Source organism: Caballeronia sp. TF1N1 (genome assembly GCF_022878925.1).
In the GTDB taxonomy this organism is placed as follows: domain Bacteria; phylum Pseudomonadota; class Gammaproteobacteria; order Burkholderiales; family Burkholderiaceae; genus Caballeronia.
The window spans coordinates 66,721-89,481 of the sequence record NZ_CP084631.1 but is presented as its reverse complement, the minus strand read 5'-3'; the positions used below and the strand labels follow the sequence as shown (position 1 = coordinate 89,481).

Annotated in this window: 22 protein-coding genes and 3 pseudogenes; 17 read left to right on the top strand and 8 right to left on the bottom strand. The window is 57.6% G+C overall.

What is annotated here, in order from left to right:
* The first annotated feature begins 75 nt into the window (after nt 1-75).
* Nucleotides 76-945 (top strand): LysR family transcriptional regulator, encoded by an 870-nt coding sequence (locus LDZ28_RS31420; RefSeq protein WP_244832126.1) that lies wholly within the window; start codon nt 76-78, stop codon nt 943-945.
* Nucleotides 946-1,057: 112 nt separating this feature from the next.
* Here LDZ28_RS31420 and LDZ28_RS31415 read toward each other — a convergent pair whose 3' ends face one another.
* On the bottom strand, nt 1,058-2,227 hold the full coding sequence (locus LDZ28_RS31415; RefSeq protein WP_244832124.1) for a porin: 1,170 nt from the start codon (nt 2,225-2,227) through the stop codon (nt 1,058-1,060).
* 526 nt (nt 2,228-2,753) lie between these two features.
* The gene (locus LDZ28_RS31410) at nt 2,754-3,860 is read right to left on the bottom strand and encodes an IS5 family transposase (protein WP_244829659.1); all 1,107 of its coding nucleotides are present in this window, start codon (nt 3,858-3,860) and stop codon (nt 2,754-2,756) included.
* Between the two features lie 105 nt (nt 3,861-3,965).
* Between LDZ28_RS31410 and LDZ28_RS31405 the strand changes: the two genes are divergently transcribed.
* On the top strand, nt 3,966-4,127 hold the full coding sequence (locus LDZ28_RS31405) for an EthD domain-containing protein (protein ID WP_244832122.1): 162 nt from the start codon (nt 3,966-3,968) through the stop codon (nt 4,125-4,127).
* A 16-nt stretch (nt 4,128-4,143) separates the two neighbouring features.
* On the opposite strand, the pseudogene LDZ28_RS31400 reads toward LDZ28_RS31405, so the two are convergent.
* Nucleotides 4,144-4,282 (bottom strand): annotated as a pseudogene (locus LDZ28_RS31400) (IS6 family transposase); the annotation flags it as partial.
* Between the two features lie 177 nt (nt 4,283-4,459).
* Between LDZ28_RS31400 and LDZ28_RS31395 the strand changes: the two are divergent.
* From LDZ28_RS31395 to LDZ28_RS32960, 5 genes are read left to right on the top strand one after another with little or no spacing between them, the layout of a single operon-like run.
* Nucleotides 4,460-5,395, top strand: a complete 936-nt coding sequence (locus tag LDZ28_RS31395; protein WP_244832121.1) for an HlyD family secretion protein — start codon at nt 4,460-4,462, stop codon at nt 5,393-5,395.
* On the top strand, nt 5,395-7,545 hold the full coding sequence (locus tag LDZ28_RS31390; protein WP_244832119.1) for a peptidase domain-containing ABC transporter: 2,151 nt from the start codon (nt 5,395-5,397) through the stop codon (nt 7,543-7,545). The genes LDZ28_RS31395 and LDZ28_RS31390 overlap by 1 nt, the downstream gene beginning before the upstream one ends.
* A gap of 32 nt (nt 7,546-7,577) precedes the next feature.
* Complete coding sequence (locus LDZ28_RS31385; RefSeq protein ID WP_244832118.1) at nt 7,578-8,990, top strand: TolC family protein; 1,413 nt, start codon at nt 7,578-7,580, stop codon at nt 8,988-8,990.
* 19 nt (nt 8,991-9,009) lie between these two features.
* Nucleotides 9,010-9,987, top strand: coding sequence for an aldo/keto reductase (locus LDZ28_RS31380; RefSeq protein ID WP_244832117.1), 978 nt, complete (start codon nt 9,010-9,012; stop codon nt 9,985-9,987).
* Entirely contained in the window at nt 9,969-10,604 is a 636-nt protein-coding gene (locus tag LDZ28_RS32960) for a type II CAAX prenyl endopeptidase Rce1 family protein (protein WP_370652305.1), read from the top strand. Before LDZ28_RS31380 ends, LDZ28_RS32960 begins: the two co-directional genes overlap by 19 nt.
* A gap of 139 nt (nt 10,605-10,743) precedes the next feature.
* Here the strand turns inward: LDZ28_RS32960 and LDZ28_RS31375 are convergent.
* Nucleotides 10,744-11,849 (bottom strand): annotated as a pseudogene (locus LDZ28_RS31375) (IS5 family transposase).
* Between the two features lie 266 nt (nt 11,850-12,115).
* On the opposite strand from LDZ28_RS31375, the gene LDZ28_RS31370 reads away from it, so the two are divergent.
* Both LDZ28_RS31370 and LDZ28_RS31365 read left to right on the top strand, forming a co-directional pair.
* Entirely contained in the window at nt 12,116-12,304 is a 189-nt protein-coding gene (locus tag LDZ28_RS31370) for a hypothetical protein (protein ID WP_244832116.1), read from the top strand.
* 808 nt (nt 12,305-13,112) lie between these two features.
* On the top strand, nt 13,113-14,423 hold the full coding sequence (locus LDZ28_RS31365) for a hypothetical protein (RefSeq protein WP_244832115.1): 1,311 nt from the start codon (nt 13,113-13,115) through the stop codon (nt 14,421-14,423).
* A gap of 33 nt (nt 14,424-14,456) precedes the next feature.
* Here the strand turns inward: LDZ28_RS31365 and LDZ28_RS31360 are convergent, their stop codons facing one another.
* Nucleotides 14,457-14,711: a hypothetical protein gene (locus LDZ28_RS31360; protein ID WP_244832114.1), complete on the bottom strand. Its 255-nt coding sequence runs from the start codon at nt 14,709-14,711 to the stop codon at nt 14,457-14,459.
* A 19-nt stretch (nt 14,712-14,730) separates the two neighbouring features.
* Between LDZ28_RS31360 and LDZ28_RS31355 the strand changes: the two genes are divergently transcribed.
* From LDZ28_RS31355 to LDZ28_RS31320, 6 genes and pseudogenes are all read left to right on the top strand, one after another.
* Complete coding sequence (locus tag LDZ28_RS31355; protein WP_244832113.1) at nt 14,731-14,946, top strand: hypothetical protein; 216 nt, start codon at nt 14,731-14,733, stop codon at nt 14,944-14,946.
* 200 nt (nt 14,947-15,146) lie between these two features.
* A pseudogene (gene ligD, locus LDZ28_RS32955) lies at nt 15,147-17,225 on the top strand (DNA ligase D).
* Between the two features lie 279 nt (nt 17,226-17,504).
* Nucleotides 17,505-17,723, top strand: coding sequence for a ribbon-helix-helix protein, CopG family (locus LDZ28_RS31335; RefSeq protein ID WP_214884913.1), 219 nt, complete (start codon nt 17,505-17,507; stop codon nt 17,721-17,723).
* Complete coding sequence (locus LDZ28_RS31330; protein WP_244832111.1) at nt 17,717-18,082, top strand: type II toxin-antitoxin system VapC family toxin; 366 nt, start codon at nt 17,717-17,719, stop codon at nt 18,080-18,082. Before LDZ28_RS31335 ends, LDZ28_RS31330 begins: the two co-directional genes overlap by 7 nt.
* Nucleotides 18,083-18,628: 546 nt before the next feature.
* On the top strand, nt 18,629-18,919 hold the full coding sequence (locus tag LDZ28_RS31325) for a hypothetical protein (RefSeq protein WP_244832110.1): 291 nt from the start codon (nt 18,629-18,631) through the stop codon (nt 18,917-18,919).
* Nucleotides 18,903-19,256 carry a hypothetical protein gene (locus tag LDZ28_RS31320; RefSeq protein ID WP_244832109.1) on the top strand — a complete coding sequence of 118 codons (354 nt, stop codon included), beginning with the start codon at nt 18,903-18,905 and terminating at the stop codon, nt 19,254-19,256. Before LDZ28_RS31325 ends, LDZ28_RS31320 begins: the two co-directional genes overlap by 17 nt.
* 100 nt (nt 19,257-19,356) lie before the next feature.
* Here LDZ28_RS31320 and LDZ28_RS31315 read toward each other — a convergent pair whose 3' ends face one another.
* Nucleotides 19,357-20,181 (bottom strand): tetratricopeptide repeat protein, encoded by an 825-nt coding sequence (locus LDZ28_RS31315; protein WP_244832108.1) that lies wholly within the window; start codon nt 20,179-20,181, stop codon nt 19,357-19,359.
* A gap of 1 nt (nt 20,182) precedes the next feature.
* Nucleotides 20,183-21,130 carry a Ku protein gene (locus tag LDZ28_RS31310; RefSeq protein WP_244832107.1) on the bottom strand — a complete coding sequence of 316 codons (948 nt, stop codon included), beginning with the start codon at nt 21,128-21,130 and terminating at the stop codon, nt 20,183-20,185.
* A gap of 192 nt (nt 21,131-21,322) precedes the next feature.
* Between LDZ28_RS31310 and LDZ28_RS31305 the strand changes: the two genes are divergently transcribed.
* Nucleotides 21,323-22,033 carry an SOS response-associated peptidase gene (locus LDZ28_RS31305; RefSeq protein WP_244832306.1) on the top strand — a complete coding sequence of 237 codons (711 nt, stop codon included), beginning with the start codon at nt 21,323-21,325 and terminating at the stop codon, nt 22,031-22,033.
* A gap of 43 nt (nt 22,034-22,076) precedes the next feature.
* A complete protein-coding gene (locus LDZ28_RS31300) occupies nt 22,077-22,253 on the top strand; it encodes a hypothetical protein (RefSeq protein WP_244832305.1) in 177 nt (58 codons plus the stop codon).
* 97 nt (nt 22,254-22,350) lie between these two features.
* Here LDZ28_RS31300 and LDZ28_RS31295 read toward each other — a convergent pair whose 3' ends face one another.
* Nucleotides 22,351-22,545 (bottom strand): YqaE/Pmp3 family membrane protein, encoded by a 195-nt coding sequence (locus LDZ28_RS31295; RefSeq protein WP_244832304.1) that lies wholly within the window; start codon nt 22,543-22,545, stop codon nt 22,351-22,353.
* Between the last annotated feature and the right edge of the window lie 216 nt (nt 22,546-22,761).

The window sequence follows — 22,761 nt, the reverse complement described above, 5'->3', positions numbered from 1 at the left end:
GCGATGTGGCATCGAGTTTGCCGTCGAGGCTAACGGAATTGAACCATGTGCGAAATTGACGTGAAGTTGCTTTCGGTGTTTGCCGAGACCTATAAGCGGAGCAGTGTGACGCAGGCTGCGGAAGAGCTCGGGCTGTCTCAGTCCACGATCTCCTTCAGCCTTTCGAAACTGCGCGAGCACTTTCGCGATCCGCTATTCGTGCGCACGCCGCGCGGCATGGAGGCCACGCCGTTCGCCGTGGACCTGTACGAACATGTCGTCGACGTGCTGGCTTCGTTCAGAAAACTGACGTCGTTTCAAACGACGTTCGATCCGATGAGCGAAGGCAAGATTTTCCGCATAGCGATGACCGATATTAGCCAGATCGTCATGTTGCCCACGCTTTTGAACAAGCTGCGGGATGCCGCCCCCAAGGCGCGCGTGCAGATATGCCATATCTCCGCCGATACGCCGCAATTGCTAGCGAAGGGTGAACTCGAGCTTGCGGTCGGGTTCATGCCGCAACTGGAGGCCGGCTTCTATCAACAGAAGTTCTTCCAGCAACGCTACGTTGTGCTGGCCTCGTCGAATCGACGAGGGGTCGGTGCGAACATGACGCTCCAATCGTATCTGGCAGCCGACCATATCGCCGTGACGACGTCGGGCACCGGGCATTCGATCGTGGACAAAGTGCTGCGCGAGAAGCAATTGAGTCGCCGTATCGTGCTGGAACTGCCCAATTATCTCGGGCTGGCCGATCTCGTTGCACAGACCGACCTGCTTGCAACCGTGCCTGAAAAACTCGGCGACCTGCTTAGCCCGACGATTCCCGTGGTCCGGTTCGCTGCGCCTTTCGACGCTCCGAATTTCGACGTCAAGCAACACTGGCACGCGCGATATCACCACGATCCGGCTCATCGTTGGCTGCGGAACCTGCTGGCCGAGCTTTTTCTGGACCAGGGCTGAACGTTCAGGCGAGTTTGCACCCTACGGCGTCGGAAGCAGCCAGGCGAACAGACTTGAAAGAGACGTCGATACCCGTTCATGGCCCGAACGGGTATCGACCGAGCCCGTCCGATTACCATTTGTGGCGAATGCCGAGCCGGACCAGAATTTGTTTGTTGGTCGACGAATCCGCCTGGTTGTCGATATTCGCGACCGCGGGCAGCCCAAGCGACGAGGTGCCGGACGCTTGCTGAAAGCCCATGCCACCGTAAATATCGGTGCGTTTCGAGAGGAAATAGTCCACCAGGAAGCCGACCTGGTTGTAATGCTGGTTGCCGACGATCCTGCCCGCTGACGTGGTGACGGCGCGCGCGCTCATGTAGTCGTACATGATGCCGGCGAACAACGACGGAGTGAAGCGGTAGTTCACGCCGATATCGTAGTTGTTGAAAACGGCCGTGCCGTTGTTGAAGCCGGCACCGAGATTTGCGTACTGTACGTTCGAATAGGACGCCGCTATCGTGAAGTTCCCGATTGCGTAGTTCGCGCCGATCACGCCGGATTGATAGGCTTGCGCCACGCGATAAGCGCGATTCAGCGAGAAAGCAAGGGGACTTGCCCCGTTCGCGAATGCAGTGAAGAATCCGGTCCCCGGCGCGGATGTCGGGTTCTTGAAGTAGTCGAATGCGCCAGCGATCTTGAACGGACCGTTCGTGTATTGAGCGCCGACGGAATAGCCGGACGTGGAAGTGAAATCGCCGGCCACGCCACCGAAGCTGTACTCGGCACCGAACGTGATGCCTCGAATGTCCGGGCTCATGTATCGCAAGGCGTTGTTGAAACGAACGGTGTTCCCTGCGTTGTCAAAGTCACCCGGGTGAGCGGTCGGCGAAGCGCCCACGAGCGCGTTGGCGGTCAACGGCTCGGGGAAGTACCAGATCATGTCGTACTGACGACCAAGCGTGAATTGCCCGTACTCCTTGCTGCTAAATCCTACAAACGCCTGCCGGCCAAATTCGGTGCCGCCTTGCCCGAATTGACCGTTGCCCAGGCTGATGCCGGATTCCAGCGCAAAGATCGCCTTGATGCCGCCGCCCAGGTTTTCCTCGCCCGTCACGCCCCATCGACTGCCTACGATGCCGGCCAACGAGTCGAACGACACCTTCTTGCCGGGTCCGGCGTTGTTCTGAAAGTGAATGCCTTGATCGATCACGCCATACAAGGTAACGCGGTCTTGCGCGTGGACGGACGAGCACATCGTCCCGAAGAGTGTGCCCAAGAGCAGGGCTCCCTTGCCTTTCATGCTGTCTCCAAAATTTACTTCGTCTTTGACTTGCACCTGCCATCCCTGGGGAGAAGATGAAATTCCCAGGTCTTCAGATCACACATTGCCAGACGTTTTGATTTGTTTTTTTAGACCACCGAGTGAGTCACGGCAGGCATTTATTCAGAGGCGGAAGGGTCATATCGATCCCGTCACGTTCGCTTTGCGGCGCCTCGGGAATGATTGGACCGCATCTGTTTACAGCAGTCCATAGCATGGGTTCGATACAACGATTCGACAATTTCGATAAGGCCGTCCGTCGATCGGGTGCCGTCGCCGGCATATCCGCTGCGGCATACCTGAGCGTGCTAATTCATTGGCCATGAGAGGCCGAGTTCGCCTAGTGTGTCAGGTCCGATTGCCGAACAGGCTGTTGAAATATGCCTCAATGAACGTGGGCTCGATTATTCGGAAGAGCTAGCGCGTTGGAATGTTCCAAATAAATTGACGCCGATTCTCCTTGATTCAGATGCCGCCGATGCCGCGTTCCTTCTCGCTTACTCTTTCAAGCTGCCTTAGCAGCAAGCGTTCGCATGCGAGTGAGGTTGTACGCCGCCTGAGTGAGCACGAAGAGCTGGTCGACTCGCTTCAGACCTCGATACATCGCCTGCCGAATTCTGCCAACGGTCTTTGCCCATCCGAACACCTGCTCGATGCGTTTGCGTTTGCACTGACTGATTGCATAGCCTGGCCATCGTGTGGTTCGAGCGTCAATCGCGGAACCGCCCGCGCGTGCATCGTTTTGCGCCACGTGCGGTGTCACGTTGTTCTCGCGACACGTCGCCACGAAGCCCGCCGTATCGTAGTTCTTGTCAGCACCGACCGTTATGGTCGTACCGGCAAATTGCGCAGCATCCGCAAGCATCTGCGCGGCCGCATCCCGTTCGGCCGTGCCATTGGCCTGCGTGACCTGTGCGTTGACCACGAGACCATGCCGATTATCGGTCAGCACGTGACCCATGTAACAAAGCACCGCGCCCGTGCCACGACTCTTGCGGAACAAGCGCGCCTGACTGTCCGTGCTGGATTCATGGGTGTCGTTGCTGCGTTTCTCGCCGCGCCAGTTCTCCTGCGAGCCGTCTCCGCCCTCAGGCGGCGAATCGTCATCCGACTTTGTCTTGGGCACGAAACTCTTGTGTCCCGCCCACGCCTGAATGAGCGTGCCGTCGACGCTGAAGTGCTCGCCCGACAGGTGACCTTGCACGCGCGCCGTCTCGACAGTCTCGTTGAACAAGCTGACCATGACATCGTGGACCATCAGCCGGTCGCGGTTCTTGCTGAAGGTAGAGTGGTCCCAGACCGCATCATCCATCGCCAGTCCGACGAACCATCGAAACAGCATGTTGTAGGAGATTTGCTCCATCAGCATGCGTTCGCTGCGAATCGAATACAACACCTGCAACAACAGCGCGCGTATCAGTTTCTCCGGCGCGATGCTCGGGCGACCGCCCTTGGCCTCGCTCTCGTACATGCGCGAAAACACCTCGTCCATGCGCCTGAGCGCCTCGTTCAGCCACAGGCGAATCGGTCGCAGCGGATGATTGGCCGGAACGAAATCGTCCAGTCTGGACATCGTGAACATCGATTCAGTGTAGCTGTCGGGGCCGCGCATCGCTTCTGTCTCTGTGTCGTCGAATTCTTTAAATCAACGTCTCTCCCTTACGCACGGATGACCGCGCAAAGGGTATTTCAACAGCCTGCTAAAGAAGGTTCATCCATGGATACGATTCAGAAATTCTCGTTGCTCAAGCGCCGCCCAGACCTCACGCGCGAGCAGTTCAACGAGCATTGGCACACGGTGCACGGTCCACTGCTCGCCTCGATCCCGGCGTACTGGAAAAGGCGTTGTCAACTTGCCGAGTGCAAGCCGGCACGATGACAGGTGCGACGACGGGTCAGAAGGTAGTCGACGGATTTTGGGCGAATTCGCGCCATGCAACGAACCGGGCTGCGAGTTGTTTGCGATAAAGTGAGGCGCGCAGCAGGTGCCGCTTCCAGTGCGAAATGTTGTCGGATCGGCCCGAAGCACGAGAGTCGTACACACGCCGGACGGAGCTTGTCGGCCAACTGACGCCTTCACGCGGGATGGTTAAAGTATTCGCTCCTCAGCCCGGTCGCATTGTCGACATGCCGCCTGGAGAAGGGACACGGATTCAGGCAGGGCAAGCCCTTTTCACGTTGTCAACGGACCGCCGCATCGCGGGAGGGGAAATGACCGAACTTGTCGCGGCCCAAGTCAACGATCGTCTCAACAGGGCAAAGACAGAGAGACGGCTTGTGAGAGAGATTTACGAGCGTGACAACCAGGGCGCGATTGAGCGCGTTCGAAGTCTTGAGCGCGAGCTCGGCGAAGTACATTCCCTTCTTGATGTCGCAATTGAGCGGTCAGGTGCCGCCGCGGCCTTAGCTGAGTCCTACGCCTCGCTCGTGAAACAGGGTTACGTCACAAATGAGCAATACCAGCAGAAGCGCGGTGACTACCTAGATCAGTTGACCAGAAAGCGGTCTCTTGAGCGAGACCTGACAACCGTTTCGAGAGAGCTGGCACTTCGCCGTAGTGAAATGGCTACGGCGGCGATAAAGGTGAAAAACGACATCTCCCAGCTGGATCGTCTTATAAGCACAACCACACAGGAATCCACCGAGAACGAAGCAAAAGGAGGCCTGCAGATACGGAGCCCCGTTGATGGGATCATTACCACGGTAACGGCCTACAAAGGACAGGTGGCCGACCCATCGAAGCCTCTCGCGTCGATTATTCCGACTGGCGACGAACTTATCGCTGAACTCTACGCGCTGTCGAGCAGCGTGGGCTTCATACGGCCGGGCCAAACGGTCCTCGTACGGCTTCCTGCGTATCCGTATCAAAAGTTTGGGCAGCTGCAAGGTACGGTTCAGCACGTGTCCCGAACGTCGCTTCCCGCGACCGAACTGCCAGGTGCCGCTGTCGCTGATCCCCGCGACAGCAGAGTGGCTGAGCCACTGTACCGAGTTTCGATTCGGTTGAACAGTCAAGCGATCCGAGCATATGGAGCAGACATTCCCTTACAAGCCGGTATGACCGTTGAAGCTAGTGTCTTCCAGGACAAGCGAGCACTCTACGAGTGGGCACTCGAACCCCTGTACAGCATTACTGGGAAGCTGTGATGGATCTCTCTAACGTACTCAATCTTGGATTTGCACGCCGTCTTCGACCTATCCTACAAACAGAGGCTGCGGAGTGTGGACTTGCATGCATCGGCATAGTCGCAAACTATTTCGGGCACGCAACGACGCTCTCGTCTCTTCGGTCGCGCTTCCCCCAGTCTCTGAAGGGTTCGACCATTGGGCAGTTGATATCTATATCGGACGAACTAAAGCTGGGAAGCCGCCCGTTGAAGCTCGACATCGACGAAGCGAGTCAACTTCGACTTCCTGCGATTATCCACTGGAATTTCGATCACTTTGTCGTACTGAAGTCGGTCACTCCTAGGGGTTTTACCATCCTTGACCCGGCCGTCGGTCAACGGCGCATAAGCAGAGATGAGTTTTCTCAGCGGTTTACGGGTGTCGCCTTAGAGCTTTGGCCCTCCCCGTTGTTCGAGAAGCGAGAAAAAGCCGAGTCAATATCGATACGATCCTTATGGGGATCGGTGGTTGGTCTCCGCCGCTCGCTCGCACAGATATTCGTCATGGCGGCATGTCTAGAGATTATGGCCCTGCTCCTGCCGCTCTTGACACAGGTAGTGATCGACGATGTGCTCGTCGCCTCGGACGCGGACCTCCTCACCGTCCTGGTTATAGGTTACATAATACTCACGCTCATCCAGCAACTTATCGTTGTCGCAAGATATTGGGCCGTAATGTACTTCGGTACGTCCCTTAGCGTGCAATGGAAAGCAAACGTCTTCGCTCGTCTTATTCGTTTGCCAGCCGAGTTCTTCGAACGGCGCCATGCGGGCGATATCGTGTCTCGCTTCGGGACCGTCGACGCAATACAAAGCACGGTTACCCTCTCCCTCGTAACCGGGATTATCGACGGATGCGTCGCGCTTGTTACCTGCGCACTGATGCTCCTATACAGTGCCAAGCTGTCCGCAATACCGATCGGCTTCATGCTCGTCTATGCTCTCGGGAGATTTCTCCGCTACAGGCCGTTGCGCGACTCCACTATGGAGGAATCTATCCACTCTGCCCGGTCAGCGAGTCATTTCCTCGAGTCCGTGCGAGGCAGCAAGACCATCAAGCTTTTTGTCCGCCAAGCCTCAAGAACGAATATCTGGCTCTCGCTGCTGGTCAACCAGGTCAACGCGAGCCTGCGGATACAGAAGCTCGGTATCGCATACCATTCCGCGAACTCGCTGCTTTCTGCTATTGAGAACATCATGGTCATATGGGTGGGCGCTAAGCTTGTCCTCGACCACACCTTCTCGGTCGGCCTTCTTGTCGCTTACATATCGTACAAGAATCAGTTCGACGCCAAGGTAACCTCCGTCATCGACAGGTTTTTTGAATTCAGGCTCCTTCACGTTCAAATGGAACGGCTGTCTGACATCGTGCATACCCCCGCGGAAACCACCGTTGGATCAGGCCCATATTCTTCCCACGAGCTCAATGAATACTCTGTCGAACTTTCGGACATATCGTTTCAGTACTCGCCCAGCGACCCGTATGTCCTCCGCGGCGTGAGTGCGTCGATCCGCTCGGGCGAGTCCGTAGCCATCGTCGGCCCATCTGGATGCGGTAAGTCGACGCTAGCCAACATCCTGCTGGGGCTTTATTCGCCGACCTCGGGATCTGTCAGTATCGGCGGCGTCGCTGTTTCCGACATCGGCCTTGACGAGACGCGTAACATGATCGGTGCGGTGCTCCAGGACGACTCCCTATTCGCAGGCACCATCGAAGAAAACATCACATTCTTCGATCCAACTCCGGACCGCGCATGGATGAAAGAGTGTGCCGCGATGGCCCGTATGGATCACGAGATTGTCGCCATGCCGATGGGATACAGGAGCCTCATCGGCGATCTAGGCTCGGGCCTATCGGGCGGTCAGAAACAGCGGATCATGTTAGCGCGAGCCTTCTACAAAAAGCCCAAGATCCTTTTGTTAGACGAGGCGACGAGCCACCTCGATACCCTCAACGAAAAGCTGATCAACGAAAACATCCGTCGGATGCAGATCACCCGGATATTTATTGCTCATCGGAAAGAAACTATAGATTCTGCGGACCGGATCTTGGATCTCAGTCGCGTCGCGCGAGGCCCACGTATGGGGGACGATCTAACGACCGCTCCCGTACGGGACTATATCGCATGACAGTTCTCACCCATAGGGCCCGAGGGCGGACCATGTCGATGCCGCTCATGGGCAGAGGCGTCAGCAGCTATGTCTCGTTTGCTTTCGCAATTGCTATTTCGCAGATAGCCGCACCCGCGCATAGCGCTGTCGTTGATACCGTGCTTCCAGAAAACGTGCCTATAGAGACAGAAATTCGCGCATTCGGGGAATGCGACGCAGCCGTTCCCTCGCCCATGACCCTCACGGCTTTGTCTTCCGCGGCGCTCTGTCGCAACCCGGACGCGAAAGCCGCCCTGGCGCAGGTCATGAGAAGCGAGGCGTTCGAGAGGCAATCGCGTGCACCGTATTACCCGCAACTTGAAGGATCCGGATACGTTGGGAAACTGCGCAAGGATACTGACTACACTGACATCGGCGTTTCTCAGCGCACCCGGGCGAACACAAACAATCTGCAAGCCAACCTAACTTGGCTCTTGTATGACTTTGGATCTCGCAGCAGCAATCTGTCGGCAGGAAAATTCTCAGTCGAAGCCGCCATTGACAGTCGAAGCGCGGCCATCCAGGAAATACTCCACGAAACGGCCAAGCGCTTCTATGATCTGGAAAGCAAGGAAGGGACGCTTACCGCCTACGAGGTAACGGAAAAGCTTGCAATAGCCAGCTTCGCTGTGGCTCAAGCACAAAACGCCGCAGGCGTCGGGCAATTGTCGAACAAGCTGCTTCTAGAAAGTAACGTTGCGAGAGCACGAGCGAACACTATCCAAGCCCGTGGTGCGGTTGATGCGGCGCGGGCATCTCTTCTTTCTTTCGTTGGATTCGCACCTTCAGACCCGTTGCAGATCGAGTTTCCGAGCCGAGATTCAGTCGAGCTGACGGACCCATCCCAGTTTCGCTCTGTGGTAACCGATGCACTCGCCGCGAATCCCCGCATCAAAGCGGCACGCGCGCAGTTGTCCGCAGCGGAAAGCAATGTCGCATATGCAACGGCCGGCGGACTGCCAACGATCTCTTTGGCACTCTCGTCAGGTCGAAGCAACGCTCTCCCTAGTGACCAGGTGGCACAACGAACGACAGCATTATCGGCAGTCGTGCAGGTGCGCATTCCCTTCTTCGATGGTTTCTCCCAGCGTGCGAAGGCGGAGGCCGCTCGCGCTGACATGTACAGTCGCCAGGTGGAACTGGAGAAGGTTGAACGCGATGTGTCACTCGACGCGTGGCAATCTTACCTAGGCTGGCAAAACGGAGTCCAACGCCTCAATGCCGCAAAGGACCTACTAGCCGTCGCCCGCGCGAGTGTTGATATTGCGCAAGGTCGATTGAAAGCAGGCGTGGGGGACGCGCTTGAGGTACTAAAAGCCCAGGAGGACTTCTCCAACGCTAACTTCGAGACGCTGGACGCAGTAAAGCAGATCGAGCTATCGAGGTCGACGCTGGCGCAAGCGCTGGGCGCCCTTAAGCCGTAAATCGACACGAGATCCCACCATGCAAACGCGACGCCTCGGTCAATCCTCCCTTCACACGTCAGTGATAGGCCTCGGATGCAACGGCTTCGGAAGCCGCATTCCGCCTGACAACGCGGCCCGTGTGATTCGCGCAGCGCTCGACGAAGGCGTTAACTTCTTCGATACTGCTGACGTCTACGGTCACGCCGGAAGCTCTGAGCGAATTCTTGGAGAAGTCCTTGGTAGCAACAGAAAAAATGTGCTTGTTGCGACGAAGTTCGGACGAGGGTTGCTTCCCACCGCGCGAGCCCCTTTGTCGCCCGTACGTTTCATAGAAGAATCGCTTGAAGCCAGTCTCAAACGACTGGGCACCGACTACATTGATCTGTACCAGCTACATGGGCCATCCGGTCTCGACTCTCTGGATGAGACGGACGAGACACTACAGCGATTGGTTCGTAGCGGGAAAGTTCGCTACCTTGGTTACTGCAACATTGGCAATAAACCCTTTTTGTCTAGATTGGTCAAAGCGCGCTCTACCGGACGTGAACGCTTCGTCTCGCTCCAAGCGGAATGCAGCCTACTCAGTCCCGCTCCCCTCCTTTTCAGCGATTTAGCGGAGCTGGCCGATGCCGGTGGAGCCCTCCTGCCTTTCCTGGCACTTGCCGGCGGCATGCTCACCGGTCTGCATCTGGACCGCTACGTTCTACCCGCGAGCTCCCGCCTGAAGTCTTCACCTCACATAGCTGAGCGGTACGTTACAGAGGCAAACTTTCACAGGGTTAGACGGCTGGGTGAGTATGCAGCATCAAGGGGACGATCCCTCATCGAGCTGTCCTTCGGTTGGTTGCTGAAAAACTCTGTGGTTCCTTGCGTCATCGCCGGAGCAAGCTCCCCTGCGCAAGTTGCAACGAATGCAGCTGCTGGAGGCTGGACTCTCAGCGATGAGGAAATGCAGGACGTACGGGAAATTCTACTAGCAGCGTCGGGCCTATCTGCATGTGTGCTGGATTCGTAGCCTACTTTGCAACAGGAGGAACATTTATGCCACGACGAGTCATCAACGGCGAGCCGACTCCGACGACTGCCAGTTCCGTTGCGACATCGACCCTGCGGCGGATGTACCGCAGGTGGGCAGGGCACCTCGGCTACATCGTATCGGTACCCTACGTATCGCACTCTACAAGGACCGCGGTCGCTACGCGTGGGGGCATCGTCGTGGCCGCTATCTCGGTTTTGTACGTCGCACAATATATGATTGAGTCGATCGCAGATGCGCTGTTCGGAGCATCAGCGGTAGCGCGGGCTCTACCGCCCAGCCGCCTGGCCACCAATCCGCTCGTAGTGTGCATATTGGCACCAATCGTGGAGACCATGGTTTTTCAGTGGGCGCCAATACGAGCGGGTAAAAAGTGGTTGAGGATGCCGTATCTCATCGCAGCTTCATGCTCCGCGTTGATTTTCGGCGTGGCTCACGGCCTTGAAGGAAGGCTCCTTGCAAAGGCGATCTTCGGCGGAGTTGTTTTCGCCGCGACGTTTGTGATTGAAGCGAGAAAAGATGGGCGGCCGATTGCGACAACAATAGTGGTCCACTCCCTTTACAACTCCTCGCTATTCTTTCTGAGAAACGCTTAGCAGGCTGTTGAAATATGCCTCAATGAACGTGGGCTCGATTATTCGGAAGAGCTAGCGCGTTGGAATGTTCCAAATAAATTGACGCCGATTCTCCTTGATTCAGATGCCGCCGATGCCGCGTTCCTTCTCGCTTACTCTTTCAAGCTGCCTTAGCAGCAAGCGTTCGCATGCGAGTGAGGTTGTACGCCGCCTGAGTGAGCACGAAGAGCTGGTCGACTCGCTTCAGACCTCGATACATCGCCTGCCGAATTCTGCCAACGGTCTTTGCCCATCCGAACACCTGCTCGATGCGTTTGCGTTTGCACTGACTGATTGCATAGCCTGGCCATCGTGTGGTTCGAGCGTCAATCGCGGAACCGCCCGCGCGTGCATCGTTTTGCGCCACGTGCGGTGTCACGTTGTTCTCGCGACACGTCGCCACGAAGCCCGCCGTATCGTAGTTCTTGTCAGCATCGACCGTTATGGTCGTACCGGCAAATTGCGCAGCATCCGCAGCATCTGCGCGGCCGCATCCCGTTCGGCCGTGCCATTGGCCTGCGTGACCTGTGCGTTGACCACGAGACCATGCCGATTATCGGTCAGCACGTGACCCATGTAACAAAGCACCGCGCCCGTGCCACGACTCTTGCGGAACAAGCGCGCCTGACTGTCCGTGCTGGATTCATGGGTGTCGTTGCTGCGTTTCTCGCCGCGCCAGTTCTCCTGCGAGCCGTCTCCGCCCTCAGGCGGCGAATCGTCATCCGACTTTGTCTTGGGCACGAAACTCTTGTGTCCCGCCCACGCCTGAATGAGCGTGCCGTCGACGCTGAAGTGCTCGCCCGACAGGTGACCTTGCACGCGCGCCGTCTCGACAGTCTCGTTGAACAAGCTGACCATGACATCGTGGACCATCAGCCGGTCGCGGTTCTTGCTGAAGGTAGAGTGGTCCCAGACCGCATCATCCATCGCCAGTCCGACGAACCATCGAAACAGCATGTTGTAGGAGATTTGCTCCATCAGCATGCGTTCGCTGCGAATCGAATACAACACCTGCAACAACAGCGCGCGTATCAGTTTCTCCGGCGCGATGCTCGGGCGACCGCCCTTGGCCTCGCTCTCGTACATGCGCGAAAACACCTCGTCCATGCGCCTGAGCGCCTCGTTCAGCCACAGGCGAATCGGTCGCAGCGGATGATTGGCCGGAACGAAATCGTCCAGTCTGGACATCGTGAACATCGATTCAGTGTAGCTGTCGGGGCCGCGCATCGCTTCTGTCTCTGTGTCGTCGAATTCTTTAAATCAACGTCTCTCCCTTACGCACGGATGACCGCGCAAAGGGTATTTCAACAGCCTGCTAGACCTATCCGTCGGCGCAAAATACGGGGCTACCCTGGAAGGGCGGCTCATCAAGAGCACTTGACCTCGATCACTTTATGTGTTCGTAGTCCTTTGCAACTAGTCGTAACTTTACTTGGAGAAAAACAATGCAGACGCTTGAAGTGTCAGAATATTCCGCGGTCTCTGGCGGAGGGTTGGTCGACAAAGCAATCGAATTCGTTGTGTACTGGGCTGCCGAGAAGGCTCTCAACTTCACGTGGGACCAGACGGTCACGCTTGCGACGTATATCGCGAACAACGACCTTCCTTATACCGACGTGACCATGTACAACGCGATGGGGGACTTCAACATCGTGCCTGTCACGGCGGATAACGACGGCTAAAGATTGCAGCTGTATGACGCCGGTAGCTGCCCTCTTTACCGGCGTCCAGTCCTTCAATGCGGCCCCCGGCCACGGGGGCCATACCGCGCTTATTCGGTGCCCAGCGGGTGAAGCATCGTTAGGACAAAGCGAGCCTGCGTGCCAGGAAGCTCGGTGCGTTCGAAGACGAAGCGGGCATTTGGTTACAACACTGAGGTGTTCCAGTTTGCGGGTGTCGGCGGATTGCAGGGGCGGCAAGCTTGCGCACGTGCCTATTCTGTTATCGGACAATCGAAACGGGGAACGGGGTGCATTCAACGAGGGCGGGACGTTTCGCGTAACTGAGCGTCGAACGCGAGCGTGCGGCTACAGGCGCACTTTGTGGCGGGCCGGCTTCCTCATGGCCACCAGCGCAAAGAATGTGACAGCAACGCGCGCTCGGAAGCGCGCTTCCTGACGCATGCTCCGGCTTTACCTCCCGCGTGCAGCCATCTTCGGACGGGAGCTGGCGTTTCCCCGCAGCACAACCCGCGGTCTAGTCATATCGGATAGTTCATCGCAGGAAAGTATCGATCGAGATCTCGATCATGCATCCAGTGTCTCAAATGCCATCAAAAGCCGACGCTGAATGCCGCTCATCTGAATGGGGCAATGGGCCATCGGTCCCAGCCCGTTCACGGGGCGTTGCACCGTCGAATGGAACGGTAACACCTTCCCGAAGCTGGTAGCTGAAACCCGGAAAGATTGCGAGGCAAGACACGTCGAGAGTGTTACTGTGTGAATTCGTCAATGCGGCATGGCTGTAACACTTTGACGGGCAGCCGTAGATGTGATTGGCTTTGACGAAAGTACTTCGCGTGCGGTCGCGATGGCAGAACGGCGAGACAGCGCTGAAGATGCGGTCAGAAGCCGAACCGGGGCGCTCACACTTTCACCGCTGAGCGATTGGACTTCAGATGATGTGTGGACCATGCTCGCGCTATTGGCCGACGGGCAGGACCTGACTTTTCGATCGCCATTGATGCCTCGCACGATTCATCGTCTGTCCGACATTTACCGGGCGGGGAACGGAGGAACGTGCGGCGTGGTGGTAGGCGACTCGGGTGCCAGGGCTTCCTGTGGGAGTCGTTTTGGGTGCGCGATTTGTCTTGTCTCTGGCGACCGCGACAAGTCGCTTGAGGCCATGATCGAGGATGAGCAGTACGGGCATCTTCGACCGCTCAACGACTTCCGCAACTATCTACTTGCGATCCAGTGGGATATGTCGCGCCGGGAGTTGGTGGGGCGCTCGTTGAGCAATGCAGGGTACACGCGCATCCAGGCCGACACTTACAGCTATCTAACGCGAGTCGATTTGCTGAAGAAGCTCTGCAGTATCGACGCGGTCGAGCGTGATCGTGCCGAAGCGCACTCCGGTGCACTGGCGACCGGGTTGATTCCTGACACTGAAGAAAATCGGATGCTGTGCGAGCCGCAGTTTGAGTTCGTGACGCCGCAGCAACTGGTGGCCATCGACTTCTTTCTGTCGATGCATCACTACGCGCCGCATGCGTTTCCCGCGCTCGCTGTCTGGCACGACGTCAATGTGCTGGGGCGTCGTTATCCGGTCTCGAAGCTAGAAGCGCTGCCTAAGGCTGATATCGTGTTGCACGGCTGGTATCCAGTCGGGCAGTACGACAAGGACGCGCCTGCAACTGGATTGCGCTCTTTCGACGCCGAACAGTGGAACCCGTACCGGCATCCAGGTCGCCCTGGGCGATATGCGCGGACGACCGGCGGCGAGCAGACGGTGTATTTCGAGGAGACTTCGCAGTTCGACGTCGATGCGCAAGCAGCATGCTTGTTCGTCACCTGCACCTACGACACCGCGTGCATGCTGGACACGCAGCATCGCGACGCAATCGACTCAGCGCATTTTTGGCTGAACGAGGGCATCGTGAAGTTGCCGACTGGCATGGCCCAGCGGTATCAGGAGATGGCAAAGCGCGGGCAGTACTTCTCGCGGCTCGCGCAGCGTCTGAACATGACGCCCGCCGACCTCGACGCGCATCTTGTTGCTCATGCGATCAGCGATACGGTCCACGACCAGTTGCTAGGCTATGACGCGAGGCAACTCAATCTCTTTGCAGAAGCGGCGTAGCAACCGCCCATCTACTTTCGAACACGTCCCGGGCTAAAACCCCGGGACGTTTTTCTTTCCGAGATCGAATTCGTCGAAGTTGGGCGCTGGCAGAATCTCACCGGGCTGCACGCCAAGCAATCGGAGGGCGTGCATCAGGGCAGCAGTCTCCCGCGTAAAATCCAGCACGATACGTTCACCTTCCATCGTCACCTCGGCGCGGGAGTGGACGCTAAAAGCATGAAGCGCAAGATTTAACGCGCGAGCGATTTCGCCGTCTCGCGTCCTCTCGTTAAAAATCGAAACCATGGCTGTCTCTGAGCATCATATGAAAGTTGAGTATCAAGAATGGACCATCGAATCCCGGCCGGAGCAGACTGGCCACTATTGGCATTCGCGGTGCTCGGTTGAGCGGCAGCCGTCTGAGGATCAGGCGGATGGGCAAATTTTTAATTTTTCCGACATCGGCTATTTTGACACTGCGAGCGCCGCACATCTGCGTGCGATCGGGTGGGCCAAAGCCTGGCTCGATGAAAACTTCTAACCGAGCATGCACCGGCGGGTTTTGACTTACCGTCTCGGCCATAGTATCGCGCCACCAACGGTGTGTGAGAGGACCGAAAGCGCTTCCGACAGCTCACTCCAGTTTCCAATCTGGGATTAGTTTTTGCTGGAACGTGCAACACGGGAGAAGATCATGCTCAGACTTTTTTTCAGTGTGACGCTTGTGGCGGCGTCCTCCGGATGCGTATCCGCGCCCCCTTATGGTTACGAGGATCCTGCATACGGCCCCGGCTACTATGCGCCCGGTCCCAGCATCGGCGTGGGCGTAGGAGGCGGCAGGTTCGGAGGCGGAGGTGGTGTCGGCGTAGGCGTAGGGTTCTGAGACGATCTCGCCCAACGAATGGCGAAACTATCCGTGCCCTCCCGTGCACCATCGAGTGCCGTACTTCCCGAGTCGATCGCCCCGCAACTCGCGACGCTCGCAAGCGTCCGCCTACGAATGGCGAATGGTCCTATGAGATCAAGTTTGATGGCTATCGTCTGATGTGCAGGCTCGATAGCGGGCGCGTAAAGCTTATTACGCGAGGCGGGCACGATTGGACGAACAAGATGCCCGCGCTTGCGAACGCGATCGAGGCGATACCAGTCGATAATGCATGGCTTGACGGCGAAGTCGTCGTACTCACCGAAAGCGGCGTTCCAGACTTCAACGCGCTTCAAAATGCGTTCGACCGCCGCAGCACGGCACAACTTACATTCTTCGCTTTCGACATTCCGTTTCTGAACGGGCGCGACCTACGGGCATTACCACTCGCGCAGCGCAGGCAATTGCTGGGCGAACTGATCGCCCGGACCCCGAGCGAGCGCGTCCGCTTCAGCGAGTCGTTCAATGAGGATCCGCAATCCTTGCTCGCATCGGCGTGCCAAATGCGGCTCGAGGGGATTATCGGCAAGCGCGCCGATGCGCCTTATCGCTCCGGTCGCTCGACGGCTTGGATCAAGCTCAAATGCCTGAGCAGGCAGGAATTCGTCGTGGGCGGCTATACGCGTCTCGCCGGTGCTAAAGCTGGCATACGGTCGCTTATGGTCGGAGTGCACGAGCGAGACGGTAGCTTGCGTTTCGCCGGGACCGTGAAGGCAGAGTTGAAACCGCGCCCACTAGCCGAGCTCGAAGAGAGAGCGCGCGTGCTGGTTCGGCAAGATCCGCCATTCTATAACCCGCCGCAGCGCGAGAAGGATCGCGACTTCGTATGGATCGAGCCCGAGCTCGTTGTGGAAGCATCGTTCCTTGAATGGACGCCTGCGGGTGAGGTTCGTCACCCGGTTTTTCATGGCATGCGAGATGACAAGTCCGCCAATACCGTGACCGAAGAGACGGTAGTCGACATAGAGAAGCCGAAAAGCCAGAGCCTACGCAAAGGCGCGAGCCGCAGCACTCCCGGCCGCAGCGGGAATCTCATCGTCGCCGGCGTGAAAGTGTCGAATGCCGAGCGCGTCATTGACGACGTGACGCGCGTCACCAAAATCGATCTCGTTCGCTACTACGATACGATCGCCGAGTTTGCCTTGCCCTACCTCAAGGACAGACCGATATCGCTCGTGCGCGCGCCCGAAGGCATCAAATCCGAAATGTTCTTCCAGAAGCACGAGGAGCGTTCCAAGATCCCCGGCATCACGCGACACATTCACCGTTGCTTGTTGTGGACCAACATGAAGCACTGATCGGCCTCGCTCAGATGAACGTCATCGCATAGTTGGAACGCTGTTCAGCCAGACCTCGATCATCCTGATCGTTTCATCCTTGATCTGGACCCTCACCCGGCGCTGCCGTGGCAGATGATGGTCGACGCCGCGAAGCTGTCCAAGGTGCTGCTCGATGAGATCGGACTCAAAAGCTTTATCAAGACAAGCGGTGGCAAGGGCTTTCATATCGTCGTGCCGCTGACCCGCCGACAGCAATGGAACGAAGTCAAAGCCTTTTCGCGCGCCGTCGCGCGCTACATGGCGCGCCTCATGCCCGAGCGATTCTCTGCTGTCCTCGGCCCAAAAAATCGAGTCGGAAAGATCTTCATTGACTATCTTCGCAACGGGAAGGGCGCCAGCACGGCGGCGGCGTACTCGGCGCGCGCCCGACCCGGGCTTGGCGTATCAATGCCGATCGCCTGGGAAGAGCTCGAGAGTGTCAGGGCGGCAGACCAGTGGACCATCCAGAATGCTGCGCAACGCGTCCAAACTCTGTCGGCGGATCCTTGGGACGGTTTTTTCAGAACGCGCCAAGGTATCACGGCTGCCATGCGACGGGCGGTTGGGCACGACTGACAGTGCACCGCGACATTTCGGGGCATACGATCATACCGGGCCGTGCTTTAACCGTTAACAGCCAGTTGAAGCGGGTCGGCCGAATTTATCCGCCGCCGCGCGACGCCGACGGCTCCGGTCACGGCCGCCGTCTGAGCTACGAAACCGAAGGGGGACGCGGCGTCGGATGCGCAACGCGTGACTAAATAACCGTCGCTTCTCTGCCGATAAACCGGACACACCGCTTGCGAAAGATCTTCGATTGATATACGATGTATATATCATGCAACGGAGGTGGTTATGAGTCGTATCCTGGTTGATCTGCCGGAGTCGCAGGTTGACGACCTCGCGGTGATTGTGGAGGCAGAACAGCGGCCACGCGCAGCCGTCATCCGCGATGCCATTGAGGCGTATATCTCACAGCGCAAGCGCGCGCTCGGAACCGAAGTATTCGGTCTGTGGAAGAGCCGGAAGACGGATGGCCTTGCGTACCAGCAGGAGCTTCGTTCCGAATGGTGAAGGCGCTCTTCGATACGAATATCCTCATTGACTATCTCAACGGGGTCAGCGCAGCCAAGAAAGAAATCGCCCGCTATGAGTATCGCGCGATCAGCGCGATCACCTGGATGGAGGTGCTGGTCGGGGCATCCGCAGAAGAAGACGCCGCGATCCGCGCATGGCTCGATTCATTTGATGTCATCGCGGTAGACAGTGCCGTCACCAATCGCGCCGTCGACATTCGCCGGGCTAAAAAGATTCGTCTTCCCGATGCGATCGTGTGGGCGTCGGCACAGGTTCACTCGCTGCTGCTCGTTTCGCGAAATACAAAGGACTTTCCAGCGGACGAGCCGGGTGTCCGCGTGCCGTACAAGATTTAGAAAAGCCGCATGATGTTTAAGCTACCGTGGGAAAACGAAGAACCGTCAACAGCGGAAGCCTGTCCGACACTCAGCTCGATCAGCTTCAAGCAGCAAATCTCCGATACCACAATTTCTTGGGGCATGGTGGGAAGCTCGACGCGCAAGCCGAGTCGGACTGGCTTGCCTATGCGCATCTACTGACAGTTTCGCCTTCGGGTGAAGGCCGCGTGTCGGATGAATCGGCTGTCGAATTTCTCATAGCGGTGACGAGTTTGCCGCGAGAGGTTTGCATCGCATATCAGAACGCGTAACCAACGCCACCGAAGCCGAGGTAACTATGACGCACAACGTGAAGATTGTGATGTCCGCACGCAACGATGCATGAGGTAAGTAATAAATTTCGGAAGACACTTCTTAGGATAGTCAATGACTGAGCGCCGATCGAAAAGGAACCTTGCGTTGCGACTTGGCTTATGGGTTCTCTTCATCGCGCTTATCGCGGCGCTCGTGGTCTGGCTCGTTCCGGTCGGTTGGATCGGACGGCTCGTTTGACATAGGATAACAATGGCGATCGCACTTGAAGCCGCAAAGACAATCTACCGCCACGCTGTCGATCCGCGCGCGAGCGAGGGTGAAAGTTCGGCATGGTGGAATGAAGTCGCGGACGAAGTTCGCGAGGTGGTCGCTGCGCGTTCGTTGAATGAAGCGGCCGAAGTCATCCAGTGGTGGCACCATGACTGGACTGCGGTGTGCGATACCCCGCATGGCGCGGCAAAACGGATTCGAGCAGCGGCACGTGCGATTCGCTTGCGATCCAACCCAAAGGAAACAAAAAAACGTGAGCACACAAGCTGAATCAGTTGCGGTTCAGGCTATGGCCGAGAAAATCGAGCGTCTGGAGAGAGAGCTTGCGAGCAAGCAGTCTGCGCCGCACCTTCCTTCACAGTTGGGCGACTTTGCCCGGATTCTGCGCAGTCATGGTATCGCCACGGTTTTTCACGCTGGCAAGATCGACTCCATAGACGGCGGGACGGCCGCGGAAAGCCTGCGGGCAGCCGTCGAACAGTTTGGCCGTCGCGAGCACCTTACGCCTGAGTGCCAAGCGAGGCTCGTCAAAGAAATATCGGTATCGCTGTTCGATGCTACGGACGGCTTTGACGCTGTTAAGAAAGCTCAAGTACACACTTCGTAAATGCTTAAGGGGTGGGCTTCCAGCCGGGTTTGTTTGGTCTGCCTTTTCGCGTCTCGTTCTTGTCCCGGTTGGCATGCAACAACACATGTCCCGATCGCTTTTACGCCCCGTTCTGCGATTTGCGGTAAGCATTGAAGTGGCGGATCGCCTTCCTCGCCTCGCCAAGCTCCTCATAGATGCGCGCGGCGTTAAAGTGGGCATCCGCGAAGTCTGACGCGTATTTGATGCAAAGATCGTAGGACTGTAATGCTTCCCGTAAGCGGCCAGAATCTTCCAACCCAACTCCGATGTTGAAGTGCAATACGGGATCGGTCGGTCGGTGGCGAAGCGCGTCGCGATAGACCGCTATGGCGTCGTCGTACCGCTCTGTGTCGACGAGGATGCCGCCAAGATTCAGTGATGCGTCTGTATAGTCGGGGGCCCGCGCAAGTGCTTCCCGGTAGGCAGATTCGGCAGCGTCAATGTCCTCATCTTCGAGCGCTTGGGCGCGATGGAAGAGCTCGCTTGCCGCTTCCCGCATTCTGTTTGCCAACGGCGCCTGCAGCGAAGCGATGTTTGACGTGGCGGGCAGGCCGTCGAAATCTAGAAGCAATTGACCGGTCTCGGCATCCCACTGGCGGCTCGCATCGTCCCGCACGGCGACACGGTCGCCGACGGCCGCAATTCGCACACCGGTAAGCGCTCCCTGGTGGCCCCAACTCTTGCGCAGATGATCAAGCGCGCGAACGATCTTCGAAGAAGACACGCCAGCCGCGCGCAATGCCTGTGCGGTCCTAAGCAAGACGATGTCCTGGAACGTAAAGCGCCAGTCTCGCCGCTCGCCGTCTGGCGAAACAAAGCCGGCCGCAACAAGCTTCTCTACGACGCTTCGAGAAACGCCCAGCATGCGCTGAACGTCGCGAAGGCGGTAGCCATTGTGGGGCATGTCACCTCTTCGTGCCGGTCTTGCGTGCAGGTGCGGGTTGAACTTCGTTGGACGCGCGGCGAACCGAGCGGCGCTTCGTGGCCGCGGTTTGGTTTGCCACTTCCGGCTCCGGTTCGGCCGCTCGGGCTGTCTTTCGTACAGCGCGCGGTGCCGCTGCCGGCTGTACCGCGGTTGCTTTTTTCTTCAAGCTGGCCCGCAAAGCTTCTACAAGGTCGATGACCTGCGCGCCGGGCTGCTCGACGGCTGGCACGGCGGTGATTTTGTTGCCCGCAATCTTTTTATCGATCTCCGCAAGGATTCGTTCCTTCTCCTCATCCTTGTACGCTGCCGCGTCGTAGCTGTCGACGCGATACTGCTCAATCAACTGCTCGGCAAGCTGCAGCTCCGTCGGCTGGATTTCCGGTTGGTCGATGCCGATATCGGCCTGGGAGCGAACCTCATCGGCATAAAGCAAGGTCTGAAGAATCAAACCGTCGCTGCCGGCGCGAATCTGCACCATATGCTGCTTCCCCTTCCACGTCCAACGGGCTAAAGCGCAGGTGCCGCTATCTTTCATCGCCTCTTGTAGAAGGCGATACGGTTTGCCGCCGCGTTTGTCGGGGGCGAGATAGTAGGGTTTGTCAAGATAGATGGGGTCGATTGCCTCGGTGGGCATGAAGGACACGATATCGATGGTGTGGCTCGCGCTGGCCTCAAGTGCGTCAAGCTCCGACTTCTCAAAAATCACGTACCGCTCTTTCTCGAATTCATAGCCCTTGACCATGTCGGCGCGCTCGACGACTTTGCCATCGTGGGGGCAGACGTATTGCTGTTTAAGCCGGGTGCCGCAATCCTTGTGCATTAGGTTGAAGCCGACCCCTGTCTTGCTTTCGGTCGCGGTATAGACCTTAACGGGTACGGATACAAGGCCAAAACTGAGCGTCAGCGACGCAATCGAGCGGGCAGCCATAAGATCCCCTTGCGGTAGGTTTCTAGGCCGGCCACGTTCGCGCCTCGTTTAGGAGGCAGCGTCCTGCTCAGCGGCAAGGCCAAATGAGCAATTCGTGCAAAATAGGTGCCATGACGGAGGTCGCCGGTCAGACTCGGACGGCGGCGCTCACTATCTTTCCGCAGTTTGTAAGTTTGGCCGAGGAGCGAAAAAGTGTGCACAAGTTACGAGTCTAATCCGAAGGACCGTTTCGACGTCTTCAGCCTCTTCCCTGTGCCGAATTTTGATTACAAGCCGGAGATCTACAAAGATTACGCTGCCCCGATCTTCCGCCGCATTGACCGTGACAATTCGACTGACGCGGCCAGCTTCGGGATTGTCCCGCGCAGATTCATCCCGCAAGGCGTGAAGGCGTTCGACACGATGAACGCGCGAGCTGAGTCGGTCGGGCAGAAGACGAGCTTCCGCTCCGCGTGGAACAAACTGCAGCTTGCTCTGATCCCGTGCCTGCGGTTCTACGAGCCGAATTATGAAACCGGCAAGGCTGTTCGTTGGCGGATCGGAATGGCGGACGAATCGCCGCTCGCGATCGCGGGGCTCTGGCGTGCATGGAAAGACCCGGCTGACGGCTCGACCAGCTTGAGTATGACAATGTTGACCGTCAACGCAGATGACCATCCGTTGATGAAGCGGTTCCACCGGCCTGGGGCGGAGAAACGCTCGGTCGTGATCATTGAGCCGACCGAGTACGAAAATTGGCTCTCTTGTAAGAGCACAGATGAGGCGCGATCGTTCCTGCAGCTATATCCGGCGGACGCAATGCACGCTGAGCCGTTTCCATTGCCGCCGCGTACAACCAAGAAAATGGCAACGCCCAAGGCCGATCTCGCTCAGGCATCCCTTCTCGCGGACGAGGGTGGTTAAGCGGCCGGTCGATGCCGCGCAGTGACAGAACGGAGGACATCAAATGACGTATCGCGCAGCTTACGCGCTATCGGACGCGGCATCGAATGGAGTCGACGTGGTACTTACGACCCAAGAACACGCTTCTCTGAGCGGCGAAGAATTGATGGCCATCGCACAGCAGGTTGCGGCGGACAATAACGTCGATGGCGAAATCGTGATCGGCGACTGGATCGAATGAAATGAAGGGAATCTTCGTTGATATAGTAGGCGCGCGAGTCGCCCGTGCGCCCTTACCTGCGTGAACGATAGTTCATTACTGAGGTCGATGGAACCGATCAGGCGCGGCTCGCGAGTGCGCGCTCGATCTTGCGATCCGTCTTGTACTGGCTGAGCGCAAAGACCGACCAAATTGCTGCGGGGATCCAACCAATCAGTGTGAACTGCAGGAGAAGACAGATCACTCCGGCGATCGGGCGGCCGATCGTAAAAAACTGTAGCCAGGGAATGATGATCGCGAGAAAGAGGCGCATGTCGTTTTCTAAAGGTTACGTGTTCTGTTCAGGGAAAGGTCAGCAGGTTGCCAAGCCTTGTCGAATCCAGTACAACCCCGGCTAGCTCCAGCTAGGCCGGGTCCTGCATGCGTTTAGGGAGGTGTGGGCCGCCATCTGGAGATGGGGGGCACTGCGCCAAGGGTGATACGTGCCGGGGAGGTCGTTGACGCCAGTGAAGGGCATCAAATCTCCCAG